We start from the raw sequence: 20,806 nt of genomic DNA on the forward strand, positions 1-20,806 counted from the left end.
AGCGCGGAAAGGCTGGAAAGGTCGCCATCGTCGCCGTCATGCGGAAGATGCTGGTCATCCTCAATGCACGCATGCGGGACGCCATGGCAGGGGCTCCCGCCATGGCCTGATCAAGACAGTTGCTCAGCCGTCCATGCCCATGCCGCCGGTGACGCGCACCACTTCCTCGACCGTGGTCAGGCCCTGGCGCGCCTTGAGCAGGCCGTCCTCGCGCAGCGTGCGCCCGCCCTGCTCGTTGGCCAGCGCGCGCATGCGCTCGCCGGTGGCGCGGGCCAGCACCAGCTCCTGCAGCTCCGGGGTCACGTCCACCAGCTCGTAGATGCCGATCCGGCCGCGGTAGCCGGTGCCCTGACAGCGCGCGCAGCCGACCGCGCGGCGCCAGTCGGCGGGCGCGGGCTCGTCGCCGAGCAGCGGCGTGACCAGCCGCGCGACCGCCGGCAGCACCTCGGCCGGCGCGCTGCAGTCGGGGCACACCCGACGCACCAGCCGCTGCGCCTGCACCGCGCGCACGCTGGTGGCGACCAGGAACGGCTCCACGCCCATGTCCACCAGGCGCGTGAACGCGCTCACCGCGTCGTTGGTGTGCAGGGTGGACAGCACCAGGTGGCCGGTGAGCGCGGCCTGCACCGCGATCTCCGCGGTCTCCAGGTCGCGGATCTCGCCGATCATGACCACGTCCGGGTCCTGGCGCAGGATCGCGCGCAGGGCGCGGGCGAAGCTGTAGCCGATCTCGGCGTTGGCCTGGATCTGGGTCACGCCCGGCACCTGGTATTCGACCGGATCCTCGACCGTGATGATCTTGCGGTCGCGCCGGTTCATCTCCTCGAGCGTGGCGTACAGCGTGGTGGACTTGCCCGAGCCGGTCGGGCCGGTCACCAGCACGATGCCGTGCGGCTCGCGCGCCCAGGTGCGGAACAGGGCCAGGTCGCGCGCGGAGAAGCCGAGCCGTTCCAGGCTCAGTTCCTGCCGCTCCTTGGGCAGCAGGCGCAGCACCAGCGATTCGCCGTGCACCGCCGGCACCGCCGAGGCGCGGATGTCCACCTCCTGGCCGCTCACGCGCGTGCTCAGGCGGCCGTCCTGCGGCAGGCGCCGCTCGGCGATGTCCATGCCCGAGATCAGCTTGACCCGCGAGGCCACGGCCGGATAGCGGCTGGCCGGCAGGGTCAGGCGGGTGTGCAGGATGCCGTCGATGCGGAAGCGGACATGGAACAGCAGCTCCTCCGGCTCGATGTGGATGTCGGAGGCGCGCTGATCCATCGCCTGGGCGAGCAGGTTGTTGACCAGCTCGATCACCGGCGCTTCCTCGGCCAGCTCGCGCAGGTGGCTGACGTCGTCCTCGCCCTCGGCGGCGTCCACGCGGCCGGCGCGGCCGACCAGGTCGAGCAGGCGGTCGAGGTCCTGGCTGCGGGCCAGGCGCCACGCCCAGCCGTCCGCCGACAGACGCTGCTGCAGGATCTCGTTGAGCGCGGGGTCGAGCGGGTCGCGCGCCGCCACCAGCAGCCCGGCCGAGGCCGAGCGCCAGGCCACCGCGCCGTTGTCCAGCCACCACTCGCGCACCAGGCCGGTGGCGTCCATCGCCGCCTGGATCGCGGCGGCGTCCTCCGGCCACTCCCCGCCCTCGAGCAGCGGGATGCGCAATTGCTCGGACAGCACCGGCAGCAGCGACTCCTCCGACAGCGCGCCCAGGCGCACCAGGATGCTGCCGAGGCGGCCGCCGAACTGCTGCTGGAAGGCCAGCGCCTTGGCGACGTCGGCGGCGGTCGCCAGCTGGCGCTCGACCAGCAGGTCGCCGATGCGACGCGCTGCCGGCGGGGCCGCGGCGGGAGAAGGCGGGGAAGCCGTGGAACGCATGACAGGGGGACTGCGGACGGGCGGCGGGAGCATAGCAGGTCGCTTCGCGCACCCAGCCCGGAGAACGCTGCTCCAGGGCCGGCCGCGTCAGGGCGCGCTCACTGCACCCGACGCCGCAGCCAGTTCAGCAGGTCGATGCGGGTGATCAGCCCCAGGAACCTCGACCCGTCCATCACGATCGCCACATGGCCGCGGTCGAACACCGGCAGCAGCGCCTCCACCGGCGACTTCACGTCCAGGATGTCGAGCTTGGACACCATCGCGGTGGACACGCGGTCGCGGAACCGGGCCTCGTCGCCGTACACGTGCAGCAGCACGTCACTCTCGTCGATGATGCCGACGATGCGGTCCCCGTCCATCACCGGCAGCTGCGAGATCTCGTACAGTTTCATCCGCTGGTAGGCGGTGGTGAGCAGGTCGTCGGGGCCGACCACGATCGTGTCGCGCTGGGCGTACGGGCGCACGATCAGGTCGCGCAGGTCGCCGTGCTGCGGGCGCTCGAGGAAGCCGTTGTCGAGCATCCAGTAGTCGTTGTACATCTTCGAGATGTACTTGTTGCCGGTATCGGGCACCAGCGTCAGCACGTTCTTCGGCGCGGTCTGCTCGCGGCAGTAGCGCAGCGCCGCGGCGAGCAGGGTGCCGGTGGAGGAACCGCCGAGGATGCCCTCGCGCTCGAGCAGCATGCGCGCGGTCAGGAAACTCTCCTTGTCGCCGATCGCGTAGGCCTTCTTCACCCGCGAAAAGTCGGAGATCGTGGGCAGGAAGTCCTCGCCGATGCCCTCCACCATCCAGGTGCCGGATTTCTGGCTGAGCGTGCCCTCGTTGATGTACTGGGCCAGGATCGAACCCACCGGGTCGGCCAGGACCAGCTCGGTGTGCGGCGAGCGGCTGGCGAAGCAGCGCGACAGGCCGGTCATGGTGCCGGAGCTGCCGCAGCCGAACACGACCGCGTCCACGCCGCCGACCTCGGCCATCTGCTCCAGGATCTCCGGGCCGGTGCCGAACTCGTGCGCGGCCGGGTTGTCGGGGTTGCCGAACTGGTTGATGAAGTAGGCACCCGGCGTCTCGCGCGCGATCCGCTCGGCCATGTCCTGGTAGTACTCGGGATGGCCCTTGGCCACGTCCGAGCGGGTGAGCACCACCTGCGCGCCCATCGCCTTGAGGTTGAAGATCTTCTCCCGGCTCATCTTGTCCGGGACCACCAGGATCAGCTTGTAACCCTTCTGCTGCGCGACCAGGGCCAGGCCGATGCCGGTGTTGCCGGCGGTGCCCTCGACCAGGGTGTCGCCGGGCTTGATGTCGCCGCGCCGTTCCGCGGCCTCGATCATGGACAGGCCGATGCGGTCCTTGATCGAGCCGCCGGGGTTCTGCGACTCGAGCTTGAGGTAGAGCGTGCAGGGGCCGGTGTCGAGGCGGCGGGCACGCACGATCGGCGTGCGGCCGACCAGTTCGAGGACGGAGGCGTGGATCGGCATGGAGCGCTCGGACGGCGACCGCGCGGTGCGGCGAAGGCGCGATTATGCCAAGCGCTCCGCGCGCGGGCGGCAGCGGCCGACGAGGAAGGCCGCCGCCGCCCGCGCGACGAGAGAGACGGTCAGTGTCGCGAGGCCTCGTACATCGAGAGCAGCCGGTCCTTGGCCGCGAGTTTCTCGCGCTTCATCCGCGAGAGGGTCATGTCGTCCACGGGCAGGACGCCGAGTTCGGCGTCGAGCACCTGCTTGTCCAGTTCCTTGTGGCGCATGTAGAGCTGCCGGAACTCGGGGTTGGACTTCATCAGCGCCTCGAGTTCCGCCTGCGAATGCCCTTCGAACATGTCAGCCTCCTCAGCGTGTCTTGCGCGTCCGGCCGGGCGGGCCGGGCGACGGCGGGGGAGCCGGCCGGCGCCCGTCACGGGCGTCGGTGCGGTTCCGGAAAGGGCGCAAATGCGAACGCCCCGGCCAGGTGACGGCACGGGGCGTTGCGGGGATCGGTCGGTCGGGGCACGGACGCCTGCCAGTCGGGCGTCCGCGCGAACTTCGCTTGCGGCGGAACGCTCCTGGAGTGCGGCGTCGTGGATCATCGGCCTCTCGTGGCCGGGTGATTGCGGCCACCCGGGATTCAGACCCTACTCCTCCCCCGGGCCGGCGGCAAGCCCCGCCGGCGCCCGCCTGGGCCGGGGGGCTGCAACGCAAGTGATTGATTTCAAAGATCAGTCTTCGAGCAGGATCTCGACCCGGCGGTTCTTCGCCCGACCGGCGGCGGTGGTGTTGTCGGCGACCGGCTCGGCCTCACCGCGGCCGCTGGCCTGCATGCGCGCGCGCGGCACGCCGGCGCCGGCCAGGGCCTCGAGCACGGCCCGCGCGCGGCGCTCGGACAGGGCCTGGTTGGCGGCCTCCTCGCCCTGGCTGTCGGTGTGGCCGACGATCCGGATCCGGCCCGCCGGCCCCGCCTTCAGGTAGGCGGCGAGGGTGCGCAAGGTGGCCTGGGCCTGGGCGGTGAGGGTGGCCTGGCCGGGCGCGAACGCATCGCCGGCCAGGGTGAAGACCTCGCCGCCGGCGTCGCGGCGCGAAGGCGGCAGGGTGCCGCCGGCGAGCAGCGCGGCCTCCTGCCGGGCCAGTTCGGCCTCGCGCCGGCGGGCCTCGGCCAGGCGCGCGGCCTGGGCGCCGGCGACGCCCTGGATCACCTCCTCGGCCTGGGCACGGGCGGCGGCCTCGGCTTCGGCGGCCGCACGCAGGCGGGCGGCCTCCTCGGCCTGGATCTGGGCCTCGATCCGGAGCCGTTCGGCCTCGGCACGGGCGGCCTCGGCCTCGCGCCGGCTGGCCTCGACCAGCAGCTCGGCGCGCTCGCGGTCCAGGCGCTCGAGCTCGCGCCGGATCGCCTCGGTGCGCGCGGCCCGCTCGGCCACGGCCACCCGGCGCTCGGCGATCAACTGGCGCCCCGGCCGCTCGCGGCGCGGCGCCTCGGCCAACGCGGCCAGCGCCTGCCGGGCCTGCAAGCGCTCGTAGGCGGCCAGGCCGGCCAGGCGCGGATCGGCCTCCAGCGCGCGCAGGCGCGCCTCGAGGTCGGCGCCCGCAGGCATGGCCGCCGGGGCCTCGTCCCACACCCCCGGCGGCAGGTCCTCGGCCGGCAGCTGCAACTGCGCGCGCAGCGCGGCGATCTCCGCGCGCCGCTGCGCCAGGGCCTGGCGGGCGGCCTCGCCGGCACCGGCCGCGTGCGCGGCGTCGCCCTCGGCCGCGGCGGCCAGCGCGTACATCCGCGCGTCCTCGTCGCGGCCCTCGCTCATCGCCGCCTGCGCCCGCCGCAGCGCCTCGCGCGCCTGCGCGATCGTCTCGGGCGCGTACTGGTCGGCGTCGGCGGCCTCGGCGCGCGCGACCGCCTGCGCCGCGGCCTCCAGTTCCGCGGTCGGCGGCGGCAACGTGGCGCAGCCCGCGACCGCGAGCACGAGGCCGCAAACCGCCGCGTGCAGCGTTTGACGGAAGTGTGCGAAGCTTGAGCGCATACGCATAGGGGATCGTGCGACGTCCTGGGCGACACACCACGGCGGCGGAAGCCGGCGGCGCGCCCGCATCGTATCGCATTCACACGAGGTATCGCGGATGGACATCGGCTACTTCCTCAAGCTGATGACGGAAAAGAACGCCTCCGACATGTTCCTGACCACCGGCGCGCCGGTGTACATCAAGGTCGAGGGCAAGCTCTATCCGCTCGGCAACACCGGGCTGCCGCCCGGCATGGTCAAGAAGATCGCCTACTCGCTGATGGACGAGGGCCAGGTGCCGGTGTTCGAGCGCGACCTGGAGCTGAACATGGCCATCGCCCTGCCCGACTCGGGCCGCTTCCGCGTCAACGTGTTCAAGCAGCGCGGCGAGGTGGGCATGGTGATCCGCGCGATCCGCAGCGTGATCCCGACCATCGAGGAGCTGCAGCTGCCGCAGGTGCTCAAGGACATCATCATGGCCCCGCGCGGGCTGGTGCTGATCGTGGGTTCGACCGGCTCGGGCAAGTCCACCACCCTGGCCTCGATGATCGACTACCGCAACAGCACCACCTCGGGCCACATCCTCACCATCGAGGATCCGATCGAGTACCTGCACAAGCACAAGAAGTCCATCGTCAACCAGCGCGAGGTCGGCCTGGACACCCACGCCTTCCACAACGCGCTCAAGAACGCGATGCGCGAGGCGCCGGACGTGATCCTGATCGGCGAGATCCTCGACGCCACCACGATGGAGGCCGCGATCGCCTTCGCCGAGACCGGCCACCTGTGCCTGGCGACGCTGCACTCGAACAACGCCGACCAGACCATCGAGCGCATCCTCAACTTCTTCCACGAGTCGGCGCACAAGAACGTGCTGATGAACCTGGCCCTCAACCTCAAGGCGGTGGTCAGCCAGCGCCTGGTGATCGGCACCGACGGCCGCCGCCTGCCGGCGTGCGAGGTGTTGATCAACACGCCGATGATCCGCGACCTGCTGCGCCGCGGCCAGGTGCACGAGCTCAAGCAGGCGATGGAGGAATCGCTGGAGGAAGGCATGGAGAGCTTCGACCAGTGCCTGTTCCGGCTGGCCAAGGAGGGCAAGATCACGATCGAGGAGGCGCTGCGCGCGGCCGACTCGCGCGACGGCCTGGCGCTCAAGTTCCGCCTGTCCGAGGGCAGCACGGGCGAGCACGATCCCTACGCCGACGTGTTCGAGGCCGGCGGCGCCTCGGCACAGCAGCACTGAATTCCCGCGCGGGCCGGCCCCGCGCGACGGCCGGCCGCGTCAGGCCGAGGCCGGCGCGTCGGGCTGGCGCTCCGGGCGTGCGGCGTCGAACTGCGGCAAGGCCAGGCAGGCCTCCTCGATCCGCAGCAGGGTCGGATACGGGGCGAGGTCCACGCCGAAGCGGCGCGCGTTGTACAGCTGCGGCACCAGGCAGCAGTCGGCGATCGTGGGCATGTTGCCGTCGCAGAACACGTCGGTGGACGGATGGTCGGCGATCATCGCCTCGAGCGCGGTCAGCCCCTCGACGATCCAGTGCCGCACCCACTCCTCGCGCTCGGGCTGCGGCACGTGCCACTCCTGCTCGAAGTACTGCAGCACGCGCAGGTTGTTGAGCGGATGGACGTCGCAGGCCACCGCCATCGCCAGCGCGCGCACCCGCTGGCGTTCGCGCGCGGTGGCCGGCAGCAGCGGCGGCTGCGGCCACATCTCGTCCAGGTACTCCAGGATCGCCACCGACTGCCGCAGCATGCGCTGGCCGTGCTGCAGCACCGGCACCAGGCCCTGCGGGTTGGCCTCGCGGAATTCGGGCGTGTGCTGCTCGCCGCCGTTGCGCAGCAGGTGCACCGGGACGATGTCGTAGGACAACCCCTTCAGGTTCAGGCCGATGCGCACCCGGTAGGCGGCGCTCGAGCGCCAGTACGAATACAGCCGCAGTCGTTCCATCCGCGCTCGCTCCCCGGTCGGCCGCGCGCATCACGCGACGGCCGTCACCATAGCCGCATGCCCGCGCGCACGGAAGACCGTCGGTCGCGCGCCTGCCGACGCCGGCCGGTCAGGGCAGCGGCTGGCGTTCGATCCGCTGCTCGATCGCGCCGAAAATGCTACGGCCGTCACGGTCCAGCATCTCGATCCGGACCACGTCGCCGAACTTCAGGAACGGGGTCAGCGGCTTGCCGTGCTCGAGGGTCTCGACGGTGCGCTTCTCGGCGAAGCAGGAGGCGCCCCGGCGGGTGTCCTGGTTGGCCACGGTGCCGGAGCCGACCAGGGTGCCGGCCGTGAGCGGCCGGGTCTTGGCGGCGTGGGCGATGAGCTGGGCGAAGTCGAACTGCATGTCCTCGCCGGCCTCGGGCGCGCCGAACCACTGGCCGTTGACGTGGGTGACGAGCGGCAGGTGGACCTTGTTGTCCTGCCACGCCGGGCCCAGCTCGTCCGGGGTGACGAACACCGGGCTCAGCGCCGAGCGCGGCTTGGATTGGAGGAAGCCGAAGCCCTTGGCCAGCTCGGCCGGGATCAGGTTGCGCAGGGACACGTCGTTGACCAGGCCGACGAGCTGGATGTGGGCCGCGGCCTGCGCGGGGGTGACCGCCATCGGCACGTCATCGGTGACCACCACCACCTCGGCCTCGAGGTCAATGCCGTAGTCCTCGCTCACCACCCGCACCGGGTCGCGCGGGCCGTAGAAGCCGGCGCTGGTGGCCTGGTACATCAGCGGGTCGGTGTAGAAGCTCTCCGGCACCTCGGCGCCGCGGGCGCGGCGCACGCGCTCCACGTGCGGCAGGTAGGCGCTGCCGTCCACGAACTCGTAGGCGCGCGGCAGGGGCGCGGCCAGGGCCTGCATGTCGAGGTCGAAGGCGCCCTCGGCGGTGCCGGCGTCGAGGGCTTCGTACAGCGCGTTCAGGCGCGGGGCGGTGTTGGACCAGTCCTCCAGCGCGCGCTGCAGGGTCGGGGCGATGCCGGTGGCGCGCACGGCGCGGGTCAGGTCGCGGGAAACGACGATCAGCGTGCCGTCGCGGCCGCCTTCCTTGAGAGAGCCGAGCTTCATCGGGGGGATCCGGGGAATGCGCGGTGCGCGAAAGGTTTCAATTGTAACTGGTCGCGGGGCCGAGGCTGCCGTGCTGCCTGTGTGTTGCAGCGGCCGACCGGGCCCTTTGGGGTGGGGGGGCTCTGGGCGGGACTGTCGGCGGCATGGATGCCGCCGACAAGCCCCAGGGATGGGTTCACGGCGTGTCCCGCCCAGAGCCACCCCACCCCAAAGGGCCTGCCATGGCCGATCGCCGATGTCCGGCGACGCACCGCGGCCGCGTGGTCGCAGACAACAAAAACCCGCCTTGCGGCGGGTTTTTCTGGCCGGCCGACCGGCCTGGAGATGGCAGCCCCGGATGGATTCGAACCACCGAATGCCTGAGTCAGAGTCAGGTGCCTTGAACCACTTGGCGACGGGGCTGTGTCGGAACCGGATTCTAGCGTCGGAAACGCTAGCCGGAAAACGGTTAACGCTTCGAGAACTGGGTCGCGCGGCGGGCCTTGTGCAGGCCGACCTTCTTGCGCTCCACCTCGCGCGCGTCGCGGGTCATGAACCCGGCCTTGCGCAGCTCCGGCTTCAGCGACGCGTCGTACTCGACCAGCGCGCGGGCCAGACCCAGGCGGATCGCACCGGCCTGGCCGGTGATGCCGCCGCCCTCGACCGTGACCAGCACGTCGAACTTGTCGGCGGTGTTGGTCAGCTCGAGCGGCTGGCGCACGATCATGCGCGCCGTCTCGCGGCCGAAGAACTCGTCGATCGGACGGTCGTTGATGGTGATGTTGCCGCTGCCCTTGCGCAGGAACACGCGCGCGGTGGAGGACTTGCGGCGGCCGGTGCCGTAGTTCTGGGTGATTGCCATGGGACTGACCTTAGATCTCGAGCGGCTGCGGCTGCTGGGCCGAATGCGGATGGTTGGGGCCGGCGTAGACCTTGAGCTTGCGGAACATCGCGCGGCCCAGCGGGTTCTTCGGCAGCATGCCCTTGACGGCGATCTCGATCACCCGCTCCGGATGGCGCTGCAGCGCCTGCGCCAGCGTCTCGGACTTGAGGTTGCCGACGTAGCCGGTGAAGCGGTGGTACATCTTGTCCTGGAGCTTGTTGCCGGTGACCGCGATCTTCTCGGCGTTGACCACGATGATGTAGTCGCCGGTGTCCACGTGCGGGGTGAAGACGGGCTTGTGCTTGCCGCGCAGGCGGCGGGCGAGCTCGGAAGCCAGGCGACCCAGGGTCTTGCCCGCGGCATCCACCACGTACCAGTCACGCTGGACGGTCTCGTTCTTGGCGCTGAAAGTCTTCATGACTGCAACTCGTGTCGGTACATGGTCGGGCTGATTCCGCGGCGGAACCCGGCGGAACTTCGCCACGCGTTGTGATGGCGGAACGAAAGAGGCGGAATCATAGCGGCCGGACCGGCACGCTGCAAGCGCGCCCCGGCGCGGTGCTAGCATCCGCGGCCATGACCCCACCGCCGCCCGCCCCTGCCGCGTCCGGCCGGCTGGCGGCCCTCGCCGACCGCTGCGTGCAGTGCGGCCTGTGCCTGCCGGGCTGCCCGACCTACCGGCTCGACCGGCTCGAGGCCGAGTCCCCGCGCGGCCGGATCGCCCTGGCCCGTGCCTGGGCCCTGGGCACGATCCCCCCGACCGCGGCCGGCGAGGCCCACCTCGACCATTGCCTGGGCTGCCGCCGCTGCGAGGCGGTGTGCCCGGCGGGGGTGGATTTCGGCGCCCTGCTGGTGGAGGCGCGGGCGGCACAGCGGGCCCGGCGCGCGCCGGGCTGGCGGCAGCGGGCGCTGGAATGGCTGGCGGCACGGCCGCGCCTGCTCGCGGGGCTGCTGGCGGCGTACCGGCGGCTGTTTCCGTTGCTGCCGGCGGGACTGCGCCCCGTGCCGCCACCCCCCACCCCAGCCCTCCCCCGCAAGCGGGGGAGGGCTGGGGTGGGGGCCGCGGGGGCCACCGCCCTGTTCCTCGGCTGCGTGGCACGCCCCTACGAGGCCGCCGCGCGCGCCGCGCTGCACCGGCTGTGCGCCGCGGCCGGCGTCAACCTCGTCGAACCGGCCGGCCAGGGCTGCTGCGGCAGCCTGCACGCGCATGCCGGCGACACCGCCACCGCGGCGCGCCTGGCCGGCGCCAACCGCAGCGCGTTCACCCACGCCGGGACCGTGCTGACCCTTGCCAGCGGCTGCCACGAGGCGCTCGCCGCGGCCCTGCCCGCCGGCGCGCGCGCGCTGGACGCGCTCGCGTTCCTCGCCGCGCGCGCCGACACGCTGCGCTTCGCGCCCTGCCGCGAACGGGTGGCCGTGCACCTGCCCTGCACCCAGCGCAACGTGGTGCGCAGCGACGCCGACCTGTTCGCGCTGCTGGCGCGCGTGCCCGGCCTCGACCTCGTCCGCCTCGACGCCGGCCACGGCTGCTGCGGCGCCGCCGGGACCCGGCTGCTCACCGACCCCGCCCGCGCCGCGGCCTTCCGCCAGCCGCTGCTCGACCAGCTCGCCGCCAGCGGCGCCACCCGCGTGCTCAGCGCCAACATCGGCTGCCGCCTGCACCTGGCCGGCGGCACCGCGCTGCCGGTGCAGCACCCGCTCGAATTCCTCGGCGCCCTGCTCCTGGCGCCGTAAACTGGTGCACATGGCCGCCCGCACCCTGTCCCCGCTCGACCGCCTGCTCGCCGACGCCCAGAACGCGCTCGAGACCGTGTTCGGCGCGCCGCGCGCCGAGCGTCCCAACCCCGGCGCGGGCGCGGCGGACGTGGTCCTGGACGAGGCCGAGCGCCGCCACGCCGCCGGCCTGATGCGCATCAACCACGTCGGCGAGGTCTGCGCGCAGGCGCTGTACCTGGGCCAGGCCGCGGTCGCCCGCGACCCGGCCACCCGCGACGACCTGCTCCGCGCCGCCGCCGAGGAAACCGACCACCTCGCCTGGTGCGCGCAGCGCCTGACCGAACTCGACAGCCGCCCGAGCCTGCTCAACCCGCTGTGGTATGCCGGCAGCTACGCCATCGGCGTGCTCGCCGGCCTGCGCGGCGACGGCTGGAACCTCGGCTTCGTGGTCGAGACCGAACGCCAGGTCGAGGCCCACCTCGACGAGCACCTCCAGCGCCTGCCCGAGGCCGACGCCCGCAGCCGCGCGATCCTGGAGGTGATGAAGGCCGACGAAGCCCGCCACGCCGCCCACGCCGAAGCCGCCGGCGCCCGCGCCCTGCCCCCGCCGGTGCCGACCCTGATGGCGATGGCCTCGAACCTCATGAAGGCGATCGCCTACCGCGTCTGACGCGCCGGCGCGAACCGGCGGAAACGGAAAGGCCGGCGAACCCGCCGGCCTTTCCGCGTCCTGCGCCGCGCGACCCTCAATCCACCAGGTTGCGCCCGTGGTAGAGCTCCTCGATCTCGCGCTTGAGCCGCGCCTCGATCCTCATCCGCTCCTTGAACGAGAGGTTCTTCGCCTTCTCCTCGAACAGGTAGTTGTCGAGGTCGAACTCCTTCAGGTGCATCTTCGTGTGGAAGATGTTCTCCTGGTAGACGTTCACGTCGAGCATCTCGTAGCGGTTCTTGATGTTCTTCGCCAGGTAGTCCTGGATCGAGTTGATCTTGTGGTCGATGTAGTGCTTCTTGCCCTTGATGTCGCGGGTGAAGCCACGGACGCGATAGTCCATGATCACGATGTCGGACTCGAAGCTCTCGATCAGGTAATTCAGCGCCTTCAGCGGCGAGATCACCCCGCAGGTGGCCACGTCGATGTCGGCGCGGAAGGTCGCGATGCCGTTGTCCGGGTGCGTCTCCGGATACGTGTGCACCGTGATGTGCGACTTGTCCAGGTGCGCCACCACCGCGTCGGAGATCAGCTCGCGGCCGGCGTCGCGCTTGTCGATCACCGGCTGCTCGGAGATCAGGATCGTCACCGACGCGCCCTGCGGGTCGTAGTCCTGGCGCGCGATGTTGAGGATGTTCGCGCCGATGATCTCCGCCACGTCCGAGAGGATCTGGGTCAGGCGGTCGGCGTTGTACGCCTCGTCGATGTATTCGATGTAGCGGCGACGTTCGTCCTCCGACGCCGCGAAGCAGACGTCGTAGATGTTGAACGAGAGCGCCTTGGTGAGATTGTTGAAGCCCTGGAGCTTCAGGCGCGGCAGGGGCTTGACCACAGGTCGGCCTCCGGGGCTGGTCGGCGAGGGGCGCGATTATGAGCCAAACCCGCCGCCGGGAAAACGAATCGGCTGCGCCCGGTTTGCCCAAGGTCGCGCTTTGCCCCTAAGCTTCGATGAATTGGCCCCGAACGAGTGCAAGTGCGCCATGACCCCGACTATCGCCGCGCCCCTGCCGCTGCACCGCCGCGCCGCCAGCCCGCTGGCCCCTGACGCCGCCACGCTGGACCGCTTCCTCGCCCACTGCCACCGCCGCCGCTACCCGGCCCGCACCGACGTGTTCCGGCCCGGCGACCCCGCCGGCACCCTCTACTACGTCATCAACGGCTCGGTCAGCATCATCACCGAGGAGGAGGACGGCCGCGAGCTGGTGCTCGGCTACTTCGGCCCCGGCGCCTTCGTCGGCGAGATGGGCCTGTTCGTGGAAACCGACCGGCGCGAGGTCGCCCTCCGGACCCGCACGCCCTGCGAGCTGGCCGAGATCAGCTACGAGCGCTTCTACCAGCTGGTGCAGGGGCCGCTGACCGCCGACGCGCCGCGCCTGATGTGGGCGATCGGCGCCCAGCTCTCGCGCCGCCTGCTCGACACCAGCCGCAAGGCCGGGCGCCTGGCCTTCCTCGACGTCACCGACCGGATCGTGCGCACCCTGCACGACCTGGCCAAGGAGCCCGAGGCGATGAGCCACCCGCAGGGCACCCAGCTGCGCGTCTCGCGCCAGGAGCTGGCACGCCTGGTCGGCTGCTCGCGCGAGATGGCCGGCCGCGTGCTGAAGAAGCTGGAGAGCGAGGGCAAGCTGCACGCCCGCGGCAAGACCGTGGTGCTGTACGGCACGCGCTGAGATGACCGCGGCCGCCGGGGGCTCCGCCGCCGAAGTCCGGATCCGCCAGGCGGAGATCGGCGACGCCTGCGACGTCGCCGCCCTGCTCGAGGTGCTCGGCTACCCCTGCACCCGCGACGAGGCCGCCGAGCGGATCGTGCTGGTGCAGTCCGATCCGCGCATGCAGCTGCTGCTGGCCGAGCGCGGCGGCGCGGTCTGCGGCCTGGTCGCGCTCGACATCCGCTACTCGCTGGCCCGCGGCAGCGACCTGGCCCGGGTCACCGCGCTGGTGGTCGCGCCGCAGTGCGCCGGCCAGGGCATCGGCCGGCGGCTGCTGCAGGAGGTGGAGCGGATCGCGCGGCGCGAGCGGCTGGCGCGGATCGAGGTCACCAGCAACCCCGGCCGCACCGACGCGCACGCCTTCTACCAGCGCTGCGGCTACAGCGACGGCTCGCGCCACTTCATCAAGCTGCTCGGCGACTGACGCCGCCCGCGCCTCATCGCGCCGGCGCGACCGGCTCGCCGGCGCGGCGCCGGCACCCCCAGTTCAGGATCGGCGTGCCCGGCGGCAGCACGCGCCGGAACTCGGCCACCGCCGACGGCTTCGGGTTGACCACGACCGGCCGCTGCGCCGCGTGCAGCAGCGGCAGGTCGGCGCGGCTGTCGGAGTAGGCCGCCGCGATCGGCCCGCCGAAGCCGGCCTCGCGCAGCATCGTCAGCTTCATCGCATGGTGGCAGTGGCGGGTGGCGACGATCGCGCCGCAGCGGCGCCCGACTTCGGTGCCGACCACCGGCACGTCCTCGTGGGCGACGAAGGCCAGGATCGCGCGCGCCAGCGCGGGCGGGGCGCCGGTGGCGACCACCACCCGGTCGCCGGCGGCGCGGTGCCGGTGCAGCGCCGCCAGCCCGGTGGGCAGCAGCCGGGCGCGGATCGCCTCGCGGTGCGCGGCGACGTAGCGGTCGATCCAGTGGTCGAGGTCGCGCCGCCGGTGCAGGCCGATGGTGCCGACCCACATGAAGGCGCCGATCCCGCGCCGGCGGGTGGGCAGGAACGCGATCATCGGCGCGCACACCGGCGCGATCAGCAGCGCCAGCAGCCAGCGCCACCAATGGCGGCGCACCAGCCAGGCGACCAGGTGGCCGCCGGAGTCGCCGTCGTACAGGGTGTGGTCGAAGTCGAACACCACCAGCGGCGCGTCGGCCTGCGCTTTCGGGTAGGGGCGGCCTTTCACGCTCATGGGCCGAACAGGCGTTGCAGCGCCGCGCCGGGATCGGGCTCGCGCATGAACGACTCACCGACCAGGAAGGCGTGCACGCCCGCCTGCCGCATCCGCGCCACGTCCTCCCGCGTGGCGATGCCGCTCTCGGTCACCAGCAGGCGCCCGGCCGGCACCAGGTCCTTGAGCGCCAGCGTGATCGCCAGCGACACCTCGAACGTGCGCAGGTTGCGGTTGTTGACCCCGATCAGCGGGCACGGCAGGCGCAGCGCGCGCTCCAGCTCGACGCGGTCGTGCACCTCCACCAGCACGTCCAGGCCGAGCTCGTCGGCCAGCGCCGCCAGGTCGCGCAGCCGCGCGTCGTCGAGCGCGGCCACGATCAGCAGGATGCAGTCGGCGCCGAGCGCGCGCGCCTCGACCACCTGGTACGGATCCACGGTGAAGTCCTTGCGCAGCACCGGCAGCGCGCAGGCCGCGCGCGCCTGCTGCAGGCAGGCGTCGCTGCCCTGGAAGAAATCGGCGTCGGTCAGCACCGACAGACAGGCCGCGCCGGCGGCTTCGTAGCTGCGCGCGATCGCGGCCGGGTCGAAGTCGGGGCGGATCAGGCCCTTGGACGGGCTCGCTTTCTTGGCCTCGGCGATCACCGCCGGCGCGCCCGCGGCGAGCTTCTCCCGCAGCGCGCGCACGAAGCCGCGCGCCGGCGGCTGCTGCGCCGCCAGTTCGCGCAGCCGCGCCAGCGGGCGCACGCGGCTGCGCGCGGCGACTTCCTCGGCCTTGCGCGCGAGGATGGTGGTCAGGATGTCGTGCATGCGGTGGATCGGGTCGGGGGGAAGGGGACGACCGGCCATGCCTCAGCCTCCGGCCAGGCGCCGGGTCGTGGCCACGAACTGCTCCAGCCTGGCCCGCGCCGCGCCGGAGGCGATCGCGGCGCGGGCGCGGGCGATGCCGTCGGCGATGGACTCGGCCACGCCGCTCACGTACAGCGCCGCGCCGGCGTTGAGGGCGACGATCTCGCGCGGCAGCCCGCCGCGGTCGGCCAGCGCCTCGAGCACCATCGCCTTCGACTCGCGCGCGTCGGCCACGCGCAGGTTGCGGCTGTGCGCCATGGCGATGCCGAAGTCCTCCGGATGCACCTCGTACTCGCGCACCACCCCGTCGCGCAGCTCGCCGACCAGGGTGCCGGCGCCGAGCGAGAGTTCGTCCATGCCGTCGCGGCCCCACACCACCAGCGCGCGCTCGGCGCCCAGCTCCTGCAGCACCCGCACCTGGATCCCGACCAGGTCGGGGTGGAACACGCCCATCAGGATGTTGGGCGCACCGGCCGGATTGGTCAGCGGCCCGAGGATGTTGAAGATGGTGCGCACGCCCATCTCGCGCCGCACCGGCGCCACCACCTTCATCGCCGGGTGGTGCACCGGCGCGAACATGAAGCCGATCCCGGTCTCGGCCAGGCACGCGGCCACCTGTTCCGGCACCAGCTCGATCGCCGCGCCCAATGCCTCCAGCACGTCGGCGCTGCCCGATTTCGAGGACACGCCGCGGTTGCCGTGCTTGGCCACCTTGGCCCCGGCCGCGGCGACCACGAACATGCTCGCGGTGGAGATGTTGAAGGTCTGCGCGCCGTCGCCGCCGGTGCCGACGATGTCCACCAGGTGGCTGCGGTCGGCCACCTCCACCCGGCGCGAGAACTCGCGCAGCACGGCGGCCGCGCCGGCGATCTCGCCCACGGTCTCCTTCTTCACCCGCAGCCCGGTCAGGATCGCCGCGGTCATCACCGGGCTGACCTCGCCGCGCATCACCTGCCGCATCAGGTCCACCATCTCGTCGTGGAAGATCTCGCGGTGCTCGATGGTGCGTTGCAGGGCTTCCTGCGGCGTGATCGGCATGCTCAGCGCTCCAGGAAATTCTTGAGCAGGGCGTGGCCGTGCTCGGTGAGGATGGACTCGGGGTGGAACTGCACGCCCTCGACCGGGTGCTCGCGGTGGCGCAGGCCCATGATCTCGTCGAAGCCGCCGGCGGCGTCCTCGGTCCAGGCGGTGATCTCCAGGCACGCCGGCAGGCTGGCGCGCTCGACCACCAGCGAGTGGTAGCGGGTGGCCTCGAAGCCGTCCGGAATGCCGGCGAACACGCCCTGCCCGCCGTGGCGGATGCGCGAGGTCTTGCCGTGCATGATCGCCTTGGCCCGCACCACGCGCCCGCCGTAGGCCTGGCCGATGCTCTGGTGCCCCAGGCACACGCCCAGGATCGGCACCCGCGGCCCGAGCCGTTCGATCACCGCCACCGACACCCCGGCTTCGTTCGGCGTGCACGGCCCCGGCGAGATCACGATCCGTTCCGGCGCCAGATGCTCGATCGCCTCCACCGACAGCTCGTCGTTGCGCACCACCTGCACCTCCGCCCCGAGCGTCTGCAGGTACTGCACGAGGTTGAAGGTGAAGCTGTCGTAGTTGTCGATCATCAGCAGCATCGGTGGATCCTCACAGGCCGCGTGCCGCTTCGGCCACCGCGCGGAACAGCGCGCGGCCCTTGTTCATGGTCTCCTCCCATTCCTTCTCCGGGTCGGAGTCGTACACGATGCCGGCGCCGGCCTGGACGTGCAGGCGCCCGTCCTGGATCACCGCGGTGCGGATCGCGATCGCGGTGTCGGCGTCGCCGTGCCAGCCGAGGTAGCCGACCGCGCCGGAATAGACGTTGCGGCGGATCGGCTCGAGCTCGCGGATGATCTCCAGCGCGCGGATCTTGGGCGCGCCGCTGACGGTGCCGGCGGGGAACGTGGCGCGCAGCACGTCGGCGCAGGACAGGCCCGCCTTCAGCCGGCCGGTGACCTCGCTGACGATGTGCATGACGTGGCTGTAGCGCTCGATCACGAACTGCTCGCCGACCTGCACCGTGCCCGGCTCGGACACGCGGCCGACGTCGTTGCGGCCGAGGTCGATCAGCATCAGGTGCTCGGCGCGTTCCTTCGGGTCGGCCAGCAGCTCGGCCTCGAGCGCGCTGTCCTGCTCGGGCGTGGCGCCGCGCGGGCGGGTGCCGGCGATCGGGCGCACGGTGACCTCGCCCTGCCCCTCATCGGTGTGCTGCAGCCGCACCAGGATCTCGGGCGAGGAGCCCACCACCTGGGTGCCGCCGACGTCGAGGAAATACATGTACGGGGACGGGTTGAGCGCGCGCAGGGCGCGGTACACGTCCACCGGACGGGCGCGGAACGGCACCGACAGGCGCTGGCTGAGCACCACCTGGAAGATGTCGCCGGCGCGGATGTAGTCCTTGGCCTTCTCGACCGCGGCGACGAAGCCCTCGCGGGTGAAGCCGGAGACGAAGTCGGCCTCCTCCAGTCCGTTCGGGTCGCGCGTCTCCGGATAGCCGGGGCCGCCCTGGCGCAGGCGGTGCGAGAGTTCGTCCAGCCGCCGCTGCGCGCGCGCGAAGGCGTGCGGTTCGCGCGGGTCGGCGTGCACGACCAGGTACAGCCGGCCCTTGAGGTTGTCGAACACCGCCACTTCCTCGCTCTGCATGAGCAGGATGTCGGGGGTGCCGAGCTCGTCGGGCTTGTCGTCGCTGCGCAGGCGCGGCTCGAGGTAGCCGATGCACTCGAAGCCGAACCAGCCGACCAGGCCGCCGCTGAAGCCGGGCAGGCCCGGCAACCGCGGCACGCGCTGCGCGGCGCGCAGGCGTTCGACCTCGGCGAAGGGGTCGGCGACCTCGCGCGTCTCCACCGTCTCGCCGAACTCGGTCACGGTCAGCGTGTGCCCGGAGAAGGCGTACACCCGCCTGGCCGGCAGGCCGATGATCGAGTAGCGGCCGAAACGCTCGCCGCCCTCCACCGACTCGAACAGGTAGGTGTGCGGGCCGTCGGCGAGCTTGAGGTACACCGAGAGCGGCGTGTCGAGGTCGGAGAGGACCTCGCGCACCACCGGGATGCGGGTGTGGCCGTCAGCGGCGTGGCACTGGAACTGCTCGGGCGTGAGGGACGAAACGGACATGGCGCGGGGATTCCTGCAGGGACGGGCGGGCGGGCACGGCGGCCAGAGGCCACCATCGCCAACCCGTGTCGGCCGTGAAGGAATGCAGGGGCGCCCGGAGCGTCATGGGCCGCACTGTACAGGGCGGCCCGGCCCGCGTCACCCCTGCGCGGGGGTCCGGGCGGGGCGGCGGCGTCAGCGCACCATCGCCACTTCGGCCTTCATCCGCGCGATCACCTCGGCGTAGTCCGGGGCATTGAAGATCGCGCTGCCGGCGACGAAGGTGTCGGCGCCGGCGGCGGCGATCTCGCCGATGTTCTCGGCCTTGACCCCGCCGTCGATCTCGAGCCGGATCGGGCGGCCGCTGCGGTCGATCATCCCGCGCACGCGGCGCAGCTTGTCCAGCGCGGAGGGGATGAAGGCCTGGCCGCCGAAGCCCGGGTTCACCGACATCAGCAGCACCAGGTCGAGTTCCTCGAGCACGTAGTCGAGCACCTCGACCGGGGTGGCCGGGTTCAGCACCAATCCGGCCTGGCAGCCGTGCGCCTTGATCAGCTGAAGGGTGCGGTGGACGTGGCGGCTGGCTTCGGGGTGGAAGCTGATCAGGGTGGCGCCGGCCCTGGCGAAGTCGGGCACGAGCCGGTCCACCGGCTCGACCATCAGGTGCACGTCGATCGGCGCGGTCACGCCGTGCCTGCGCAGGGCCTCGCACACCATCGGGCCGATGGTCAGGTTGGGCACGTAATGGTTGTCCATCACGTCGAAGTGGACCCAGTCGGCGCCGGCGGCGAGGACGGCGTCCACCTCCGCGCCGAGCCTGGCGAAGTCGGCGGAGAGGATCGAGGGGGCGATGACGGTCGGCTGCATGGTCAGCGTTTGCGCAGGGTCTTGATCCGGTCGTAGGCGGCGTTGATCTCGCGCGCGCGGCGTTCGGCCTGGCGGCGCAGCTCGGCGGCGGCGCCGGCGAGCCGGTCGGGGTGGTACTGGGCGATCAGGCGGCGATAGGCCAGGTCCACCTCGGTGTCGGTGGCCTCCTCGGTCAGGCCGAGCACGCGGTAGGGGTCCTCGCGCTGGCCGAGGCGGAACCAGTCCACGTCGAAGGCATGGCCGATCAGCAGCCCGATCAGGGCGCCGAGCGGGGGGTGGTTGCGCAGCAGCGCGGCGCCGGCGAACAGGCCGAGCAGCTTTCCGTACCAGCGGTTCATGGCGCGCAGTGTACCGGCAGCGGCGCGGGCGAGGCCGTACACTAGCCGGCCCGCGTTCCTGGGACCGTTCCGTGGCGACCACCCTCACCGTCTCCGACCTGCCCGGCCTCACCCTCCGCCATCGCGGCAAGGTGCGCGACGTGTACGCGCTGCCGGGCGAGAAGCTGCTGATCGTGGCCACCGACCGGTTGTCGGCGTTCGACGTGGTGCTGCCCGACCCGATCCCGGGCAAGGGCGAGATGCTGTGCCAGATCAGCAATTTCTGGTTCGGCAGGACCGCGCACATCATCCCCAACCACCTGACCGGGATCCCGGTCGCCGAGGTGCTGCCGCCGGGCACCGACGTGCGTCTGTACGCGCAGCGCGCGGTGGTGACGAAGAAGCTCAAGCCGGTGCCGGTGGAGGCGATCGCGCGCGGCTATCTGATCGGCAGCGGGTGGAAGGATTACCAGCGCACGGGGCGGGTGAGCGGGATCGCCCTGCCCGACGGGCTGCGCCAGGCCGAGCGGCTGCCGCAGCCGATCTTCACTCCGTCCACCAAGGCGGCGGTGGGCGATCACGACGAGAACATCGATTTCGACACGATGGTGCGGATGATCGGCGCGGAGCTGGCCGAGCAGGTGCGGGACGCGACGCTGCGCCTGTACGAGTTCGCGCGCGACTATGCGGCCGAGCGGGGGATCATCCTGGCCGACACCAAGTTCGAGTTCGGGCTGGACGCCGACGGGCGTCTGTACGTGATGGACGAGATGCTCACGCCGGATTCGTCGCGCTACTGGCCGGCGGACCAGTACCAGGTGGGCACCAGCCCGCCGAGCTACGACAAGCAGTTCGTGCGCGACTATCTGGAGACGCTCGACTGGGACAAGACCCCGCCCGGCCCGCACCTGCCGGCGGAGGTGATCGAGCGCACCCGCGCCAAGTACGCCGAGGCGCTGTGGCGGCTGGCGGGGATCTCGGTGGACTGACCGCGGGCACGCGGCCGCGCGCCATCCATGGCGCGCTCGAACCCCACCCCAGGCAGACCGACGCCTCGGGGATCTGTGTGTCAACGCTTCGATGCCGTCGTCCCGGCGCAAGCCGGGACCCATTTGGCTGTTGCTGTTGCGCCTGCTCTCCCCGCAAGCGCCCTGA

General features: G+C 71.9%; 22 protein-coding genes, 1 tRNA gene and 1 pseudogene. 7 read left to right on the forward strand and 17 right to left on the reverse strand.

Going from position 1 to position 20,806, the window contains the following annotated elements; genetic code table 11:
* A pseudogene (locus tag FPV26_RS11765) lies at nucleotides 1–110 on the forward strand (IS110-like element ISAli16 family transposase); the annotation flags it as partial.
* Between the two features lie 13 nt (nucleotides 111–123).
* Here the strand turns inward: FPV26_RS11765 and FPV26_RS11770 are convergent.
* The 4 genes from FPV26_RS11770 to FPV26_RS12885 all read right to left on the reverse strand — a co-directional run bounded on the left by FPV26_RS11770 (nucleotide 124) and on the right by FPV26_RS12885 (nucleotide 5,272).
* Nucleotides 124–1,851 carry a GspE/PulE family protein gene (locus FPV26_RS11770; RefSeq protein WP_147654075.1) on the reverse strand — a complete coding sequence of 576 codons (1,728 nt, stop codon included), beginning with the start codon at nucleotides 1,849–1,851 and terminating at the stop codon, nucleotides 124–126.
* 98 nt (nucleotides 1,852–1,949) lie between these two features.
* On the reverse strand, nucleotides 1,950–3,326 hold the full coding sequence (locus FPV26_RS11775; protein WP_147654076.1) for a pyridoxal-phosphate dependent enzyme: 1,377 nt from the start codon (nucleotides 3,324–3,326) through the stop codon (nucleotides 1,950–1,952).
* Between the two features lie 119 nt (nucleotides 3,327–3,445).
* The gene (locus FPV26_RS11780; RefSeq protein WP_147654077.1) at nucleotides 3,446–3,664 is read right to left on the reverse strand and encodes an HP1242/YdcH family protein; all 219 of its coding nucleotides are present in this window, start codon (nucleotides 3,662–3,664) and stop codon (nucleotides 3,446–3,448) included.
* A gap of 375 nt (nucleotides 3,665–4,039) precedes the next feature.
* Nucleotides 4,040–5,272, reverse strand: a complete 1,233-nt coding sequence (locus FPV26_RS12885; RefSeq protein WP_181952652.1) for an OmpA family protein — start codon at nucleotides 5,270–5,272, stop codon at nucleotides 4,040–4,042.
* A 154-nt stretch (nucleotides 5,273–5,426) separates the two neighbouring features.
* On the opposite strand from FPV26_RS12885, the gene FPV26_RS11790 reads away from it, so the two are divergent.
* Nucleotides 5,427–6,554 carry a PilT/PilU family type 4a pilus ATPase gene (locus FPV26_RS11790; RefSeq protein ID WP_147654079.1) on the forward strand — a complete coding sequence of 376 codons (1,128 nt, stop codon included), beginning with the start codon at nucleotides 5,427–5,429 and terminating at the stop codon, nucleotides 6,552–6,554.
* A 39-nt stretch (nucleotides 6,555–6,593) separates the two neighbouring features.
* On the opposite strand, the gene maiA is transcribed toward FPV26_RS11790, so the two are convergent.
* The 5 genes from maiA to rplM form a co-directional block, all read right to left on the reverse strand.
* Complete coding sequence (gene maiA / locus FPV26_RS11795) at nucleotides 6,594–7,256, reverse strand: maleylacetoacetate isomerase (RefSeq protein WP_147654080.1); 663 nt, start codon at nucleotides 7,254–7,256, stop codon at nucleotides 6,594–6,596.
* A 109-nt stretch (nucleotides 7,257–7,365) separates the two neighbouring features.
* Complete coding sequence (locus FPV26_RS11800) at nucleotides 7,366–8,355, reverse strand: fumarylacetoacetate hydrolase family protein (protein ID WP_147654081.1); 990 nt, start codon at nucleotides 8,353–8,355, stop codon at nucleotides 7,366–7,368.
* Between the two features lie 325 nt (nucleotides 8,356–8,680).
* Nucleotides 8,681–8,757 (reverse strand) — tRNA-Gln (locus FPV26_RS11805).
* A gap of 46 nt (nucleotides 8,758–8,803) precedes the next feature.
* Entirely contained in the window at nucleotides 8,804–9,196 is a 393-nt protein-coding gene (gene rpsI / locus FPV26_RS11810) for a 30S ribosomal protein S9 (protein WP_147654082.1), read from the reverse strand.
* Between the two features lie 10 nt (nucleotides 9,197–9,206).
* The gene (gene rplM, locus FPV26_RS11815; protein WP_147654083.1) at nucleotides 9,207–9,635 is read right to left on the reverse strand and encodes a 50S ribosomal protein L13; all 429 of its coding nucleotides are present in this window, start codon (nucleotides 9,633–9,635) and stop codon (nucleotides 9,207–9,209) included.
* A 158-nt stretch (nucleotides 9,636–9,793) separates the two neighbouring features.
* Between rplM and FPV26_RS11820 the strand changes: the two genes are divergently transcribed.
* Together FPV26_RS11820 and coq7 are read left to right on the forward strand one after the other, a co-directional pair.
* A complete protein-coding gene (locus FPV26_RS11820; protein WP_181952653.1) occupies nucleotides 9,794–10,951 on the forward strand; it encodes a (Fe-S)-binding protein in 1,158 nt (385 codons plus the stop codon).
* A 10-nt stretch (nucleotides 10,952–10,961) separates the two neighbouring features.
* The gene (gene coq7 / locus FPV26_RS11825; protein WP_147654085.1) at nucleotides 10,962–11,603 is read left to right on the forward strand and encodes a 2-polyprenyl-3-methyl-6-methoxy-1,4-benzoquinone monooxygenase; all 642 of its coding nucleotides are present in this window, start codon (nucleotides 10,962–10,964) and stop codon (nucleotides 11,601–11,603) included.
* Between the two features lie 76 nt (nucleotides 11,604–11,679).
* On the opposite strand, the gene speD is transcribed toward coq7, so the two are convergent.
* A complete protein-coding gene (gene speD, locus FPV26_RS11830) occupies nucleotides 11,680–12,474 on the reverse strand; it encodes an adenosylmethionine decarboxylase (RefSeq protein WP_147654086.1) in 795 nt (264 codons plus the stop codon).
* Between the two features lie 148 nt (nucleotides 12,475–12,622).
* Between speD and crp the strand changes: the two genes are divergently transcribed.
* Together crp and FPV26_RS11840 are read left to right on the forward strand one after the other, a co-directional pair.
* Nucleotides 12,623–13,312 carry a cAMP-activated global transcriptional regulator CRP gene (gene crp, locus FPV26_RS11835; protein WP_147654087.1) on the forward strand — a complete coding sequence of 230 codons (690 nt, stop codon included), beginning with the start codon at nucleotides 12,623–12,625 and terminating at the stop codon, nucleotides 13,310–13,312.
* A gap of 1 nt (nucleotide 13,313) precedes the next feature.
* Entirely contained in the window at nucleotides 13,314–13,775 is a 462-nt protein-coding gene (locus FPV26_RS11840) for a GNAT family N-acetyltransferase (protein WP_147654088.1), read from the forward strand.
* Between the two features lie 13 nt (nucleotides 13,776–13,788).
* Here the strand turns inward: FPV26_RS11840 and FPV26_RS11845 are convergent, their stop codons facing one another.
* The 7 genes from FPV26_RS11845 to FPV26_RS11875 all read right to left on the reverse strand — a co-directional run bounded on the left by FPV26_RS11845 (nucleotide 13,789) and on the right by FPV26_RS11875 (nucleotide 19,672).
* A complete protein-coding gene (locus FPV26_RS11845) occupies nucleotides 13,789–14,529 on the reverse strand; it encodes a haloacid dehalogenase-like hydrolase (protein WP_147654089.1) in 741 nt (246 codons plus the stop codon).
* The gene (trpC, locus tag FPV26_RS11850; RefSeq protein ID WP_147654090.1) at nucleotides 14,526–15,317 is read right to left on the reverse strand and encodes an indole-3-glycerol phosphate synthase TrpC; all 792 of its coding nucleotides are present in this window, start codon (nucleotides 15,315–15,317) and stop codon (nucleotides 14,526–14,528) included. Before trpC ends, FPV26_RS11845 begins: the two co-directional genes overlap by 4 nt.
* A gap of 42 nt (nucleotides 15,318–15,359) precedes the next feature.
* On the reverse strand, nucleotides 15,360–16,394 hold the full coding sequence (gene trpD / locus FPV26_RS11855; protein ID WP_147654091.1) for an anthranilate phosphoribosyltransferase: 1,035 nt from the start codon (nucleotides 16,392–16,394) through the stop codon (nucleotides 15,360–15,362).
* A 2-nt stretch (nucleotides 16,395–16,396) separates the two neighbouring features.
* Nucleotides 16,397–16,975: an anthranilate synthase component II gene (locus FPV26_RS11860; RefSeq protein ID WP_147654092.1), complete on the reverse strand. Its 579-nt coding sequence runs from the start codon at nucleotides 16,973–16,975 to the stop codon at nucleotides 16,397–16,399.
* Between the two features lie 10 nt (nucleotides 16,976–16,985).
* Nucleotides 16,986–18,488 (reverse strand): anthranilate synthase component I, encoded by a 1,503-nt coding sequence (gene trpE, locus FPV26_RS11865; RefSeq protein ID WP_147654093.1) that lies wholly within the window; start codon nucleotides 18,486–18,488, stop codon nucleotides 16,986–16,988.
* A gap of 174 nt (nucleotides 18,489–18,662) precedes the next feature.
* Complete coding sequence (gene rpe, locus FPV26_RS11870) at nucleotides 18,663–19,334, reverse strand: ribulose-phosphate 3-epimerase (protein ID WP_147654094.1); 672 nt, start codon at nucleotides 19,332–19,334, stop codon at nucleotides 18,663–18,665.
* Nucleotides 19,335–19,336: 2 nt separating this feature from the next.
* Nucleotides 19,337–19,672 (reverse strand): J domain-containing protein, encoded by a 336-nt coding sequence (locus tag FPV26_RS11875; RefSeq protein WP_147654095.1) that lies wholly within the window; start codon nucleotides 19,670–19,672, stop codon nucleotides 19,337–19,339.
* Nucleotides 19,673–19,743: 71 nt separating this feature from the next.
* On the opposite strand from FPV26_RS11875, the gene FPV26_RS11880 reads away from it, so the two are divergent.
* Nucleotides 19,744–20,640 (forward strand): phosphoribosylaminoimidazolesuccinocarboxamide synthase, encoded by an 897-nt coding sequence (locus FPV26_RS11880; protein ID WP_147654096.1) that lies wholly within the window; start codon nucleotides 19,744–19,746, stop codon nucleotides 20,638–20,640.
* The last annotated feature ends 166 nt before the right edge of the window (nucleotides 20,641–20,806 follow it).

Source organism: Vulcaniibacterium gelatinicum, assembly GCF_008033445.1.
In the GTDB taxonomy this organism is placed as follows: domain Bacteria; phylum Pseudomonadota; class Gammaproteobacteria; order Xanthomonadales; family Xanthomonadaceae; genus Vulcaniibacterium_B; species Vulcaniibacterium_B gelatinicum.

Coding starts and splice junctions, on each gene's coding strand:
- FPV26_RS11840 (WP_147654088.1), top strand. CDS start 13,314: ATGACCGCGGCCGCCGGGGGCTCCGCCGCCGAAGTCCGGATCCGCCAG.
- FPV26_RS11800 (WP_147654081.1), bottom strand. CDS start 8,355: ATGAAGCTCGGCTCTCTCAAGGAAGGCGGCCGCGACGGCACGCTGATC.
- FPV26_RS11770 (WP_147654075.1), bottom strand. CDS start 1,851: ATGCGTTCCACGGCTTCCCCGCCTTCTCCCGCCGCGGCCCCGCCGGCA.
- FPV26_RS11790 (WP_147654079.1), top strand. CDS start 5,427: ATGGACATCGGCTACTTCCTCAAGCTGATGACGGAAAAGAACGCCTCC.
- trpC (WP_147654090.1), bottom strand. CDS start 15,317: ATGCACGACATCCTGACCACCATCCTCGCGCGCAAGGCCGAGGAAGTC.
- rplM (WP_147654083.1), bottom strand. CDS start 9,635: ATGAAGACTTTCAGCGCCAAGAACGAGACCGTCCAGCGTGACTGGTAC.
- FPV26_RS11775 (WP_147654076.1), bottom strand. CDS start 3,326: ATGCCGATCCACGCCTCCGTCCTCGAACTGGTCGGCCGCACGCCGATC.
- crp (WP_147654087.1), top strand. CDS start 12,623: ATGACCCCGACTATCGCCGCGCCCCTGCCGCTGCACCGCCGCGCCGCC.
- trpD (WP_147654091.1), bottom strand. CDS start 16,394: ATGCCGATCACGCCGCAGGAAGCCCTGCAACGCACCATCGAGCACCGC.
- FPV26_RS11875 (WP_147654095.1), bottom strand. CDS start 19,672: ATGAACCGCTGGTACGGAAAGCTGCTCGGCCTGTTCGCCGGCGCCGCG.
- rpsI (WP_147654082.1), bottom strand. CDS start 9,196: ATGGCAATCACCCAGAACTACGGCACCGGCCGCCGCAAGTCCTCCACC.
- FPV26_RS11780 (WP_147654077.1), bottom strand. CDS start 3,664: ATGTTCGAAGGGCATTCGCAGGCGGAACTCGAGGCGCTGATGAAGTCC.
- rpe (WP_147654094.1), bottom strand. CDS start 19,334: ATGCAGCCGACCGTCATCGCCCCCTCGATCCTCTCCGCCGACTTCGCC.
- coq7 (WP_147654085.1), top strand. CDS start 10,962: ATGGCCGCCCGCACCCTGTCCCCGCTCGACCGCCTGCTCGCCGACGCC.
- FPV26_RS11845 (WP_147654089.1), bottom strand. CDS start 14,529: ATGAGCGTGAAAGGCCGCCCCTACCCGAAAGCGCAGGCCGACGCGCCG.
- FPV26_RS11860 (WP_147654092.1), bottom strand. CDS start 16,975: ATGCTGCTGATGATCGACAACTACGACAGCTTCACCTTCAACCTCGTG.
- FPV26_RS11820 (WP_181952653.1), top strand. CDS start 9,794: ATGACCCCACCGCCGCCCGCCCCTGCCGCGTCCGGCCGGCTGGCGGCC.
- maiA (WP_147654080.1), bottom strand. CDS start 7,256: ATGGAACGACTGCGGCTGTATTCGTACTGGCGCTCGAGCGCCGCCTAC.
- trpE (WP_147654093.1), bottom strand. CDS start 18,488: ATGTCCGTTTCGTCCCTCACGCCCGAGCAGTTCCAGTGCCACGCCGCT.